Annotated in this window: 3 protein-coding genes and 1 pseudogene; all 4 read right to left on the bottom strand. The window is 61.4% G+C overall.

Annotated elements, in window-relative coordinates; genetic code table 11:
- On the bottom strand, window positions 1–1,062 hold a 1,062-nt coding region (argS, locus tag Q0526_RS08200; RefSeq protein WP_298732391.1), incomplete at its 3' end, for an arginine--tRNA ligase.
- A 27-nt stretch (window positions 1,063–1,089) separates the two neighbouring features.
- Window positions 1,090–1,536 carry a DUF1934 domain-containing protein gene (locus Q0526_RS08205; protein WP_298732393.1) on the bottom strand — a complete coding sequence of 149 codons (447 nt, stop codon included), beginning with the start codon at window positions 1,534–1,536 and terminating at the stop codon, window positions 1,090–1,092.
- 15 nt (window positions 1,537–1,551) lie between these two features.
- Entirely contained in the window at window positions 1,552–2,367 is an 816-nt protein-coding gene (gene murI / locus Q0526_RS08210) for a glutamate racemase (protein WP_298732395.1), read from the bottom strand.
- A pseudogene (locus tag Q0526_RS08215) lies at window positions 2,367–2,806 on the bottom strand (D-alanine--D-alanine ligase); the annotation flags it as partial. The pseudogene Q0526_RS08215 and the gene murI, both read right to left, overlap by 1 nt.

The following is a 2,806-nucleotide window of genomic DNA, read 5'->3' on the forward strand; positions in this document are numbered from 1 at the left end:
CTTGTTGTAATGGTAGGCGATGTCGGCGGCAAAGTAGGTGGGAATGCCGTTGGCACGCACCAGCACCTCGTCTTTGGCCTCCTCTTCGCTGCCGTCGTCGGTCTTGCGCTTGTTGGCCACGCCGTACTTGGCAGCATACTGGGCGCTGCGGTACATAATGGCGCCGTCCTCCGCCTTGTAGCAAGCGCCGGTCTCCAGCAGCTTGTCCACCACGGCCTTGACCGCACCGCTCTGGTGCAGCTCGCTCTCGTGGAACCAGACATCGTAGGTGATGCGGTACTTGCCCAGATCCCGCTGCAGGCCCGCGATATTCTTGGGCAGCGCGTCGGCCACAATGGCCTTTTTCAGCTCCTCAAAATCCGCATTTACATAGGCGTCGCCGTGGACCTCGGCAAATTCCTTGGCCCGCTGGATGATGTCGGCGCCCTGATAGCACTCTGCCGGCAGGGGGCAGGCTTCCTCGCCCTTGTAGAGCTGCAGGTAGCGGATGGCCAAACTCTTGCCGAACTTTTCGATCTGGTTGCCGGCGTCGTTGATGTAGAACTCACGGGTCACATCGTAGCCGGCCCAGTCCAGACAGGCGGCCAGACCGTCGCCCAGCGCGCCGCCCCGGGCGTTGCCCATATGCATGGGACCGGTAGGGTTGGCCGAAACAAACTCCACGTTGTAGCGCTTGCCGGCACCTGCGTCGGTGCGGCCGTATTCGGGGTTCAGGCAGGCGGCCCGCAGCACGCTGGTGAACCACTCCTGCCCCAAGAACAGGTTGATGAAGCCGGGACCGGCAATCTCCACCCCAGCAAACAGGGTGCCGTTCAGGTCCAGCTTGGCGGTGATAGCCTCGGCGATCTGGCGGGGCGCTTTGTGGAAGGCGCGGGCGCCGGCCATGGCAAGGTTAGATGCCACGTCGCCGTTTTTCACGTCGGCGGGGATCTCCACAATAAAGTCCGGCAGGTCGGCCTGCGGCAGCGTGCCGTCTGCCATAGCCGCTTTGGCAGCGTCGGTCAGCAGCGTCCGGGCCTCGGTCAGGGCCGCCAGACGGGGGTTGTAGTTCTGATAGTCCATGATTGAAAAACCTCCGGTTGGATTTTGTCAGGTTTCGGGTTGGGCGGGCAGGGGATCTACCGTGATGTCCACCAGATTGCGGCTGATGAAATTCTCGGCGCCGGAATCCAACGTGTAGCTGAATTTCAGCTTGCCGCCCTCCTCGCTGAGTTCATGTTCGATAACATCGGCCGCCACGCCCAAACTGATGGCGCCGTAGCCGGTTTCATAATGGCAGAGATGCCGTGTCCCTTTTTCGATGATGAGCTGGCTGGGCACCTTACCGAAGCGCAGCATGGCTACCTTGCGGGCATCGTCGGCCACCTTGACGGTGGTGGTGCAGCCCTCGTAACCGGTGGCTTCGGTCTCTTTATAGATAATATAGTAGGCACCGTCCTTGTGCACCAGCGAACCGCGGGTCATCAATTCCACGGTATCGCGTTTGCCGTCTTGCTCCATCGTACCTTTGATGGTGATCAGATAGTTTTCTTCCATAAATATTACGATTCCTCAGTAGGATTCAATGGCGATCCGCTCGACGGGGCCGCCGGCGTACTCGCCCAAAAACAGCATTTCCTGCTCGGCAAAATTGTCGGGCGTATCGCTCACATAGTAGCGGGCTGTGCCGCCTGTGGTGCGGTCACTGAGCAGGTCCAGATCGGCCAGCGCGGCGGCAGCCGCTTGGGCGGTCACCTTGCCGGAGTCGATCAGTGTGACCTCGGCGCCCATGTAATCGCCGATCATCTTTTTCAGCAGGGGATAGTGGGTGCAGCCCAAAATCAGCGTGTCGATACCGCTGGCCCGCACCGATTCCAGATAATCCGCAATGACCAGTTTGGTCACCGGGTTGCCGTCCTGTACGTAGCCGTTTTCCACCAGCGGCACAAACAGCGGGCAGGCCTTGGCGGTGATTTGTACGTCGGGCATCATGTCCCGGATGACCGAGGCATAGGACCCGCTGCGAATGGTGGCGGCGGTGCCGATGATGCCGATTTTTCGGTTGCGGGTGGCCGCCACCGCGGCCCGAGAAGCGGCCCCCACCACGCCGGTATAGGGCACCGGCAGTTTGGCGGCTTCCGCCGGCGGGAAAGTGGAGGAGACGGTGCCGCAGGCGGCAATGATGAACTTGACGTCTTGTTCCAACAAAAAGTGGATGTCCTGCCGGGCGTACTGCACGATGGTATCCCGGGCCCGGGAACCATAGGGCACCCGGCCGGTATCGCCAAAATAGACGATGTCCTCCCCGGGCAGAACACGGCGTAACTGGCGCACGGCGGTCAAGCCGCCCAGCCCGCTGTCAAACACACCGATGGGTCTTGTATCCATCAGTAGGCCCCCTTACGGCGGTTCACCGCCAGACACAGCAGCCGGTCCACCAGCTGCGAGAACGTCAGTCCTTCGTGCTCCATCAACTTCGGGTACATGCTGATCGCCGTAAAGCCCGGCAGGGTGTTCAGCTCGTTGCACAGCACCCGGCCGGTACCCCGTTCCACAAAGAAATCGCAGCGGGACAGCCCGGAACAACCCAGCGCCAGATAGGCTTTGCGGGCCGCGGCCCGGACTTCGTCCAGCTTCTCCTCGCTCAGGTGGGCGGGGATCACGGTCTGGGACACGCCGTTTTTGTATTTGTCGTCATAGGTGTAGAACTCGGCGCCGGCCAAGATCTCACCCGGGCGGGTGGTGGAAACGCTGGCGGGGTCATCGGGATTGCCGATGGCCGCGCATTCCACTTCCTGCCCGTCGATAAACTCCTCGAACACCACCT

The organism is uncultured Subdoligranulum sp. (assembly GCF_937890665.1).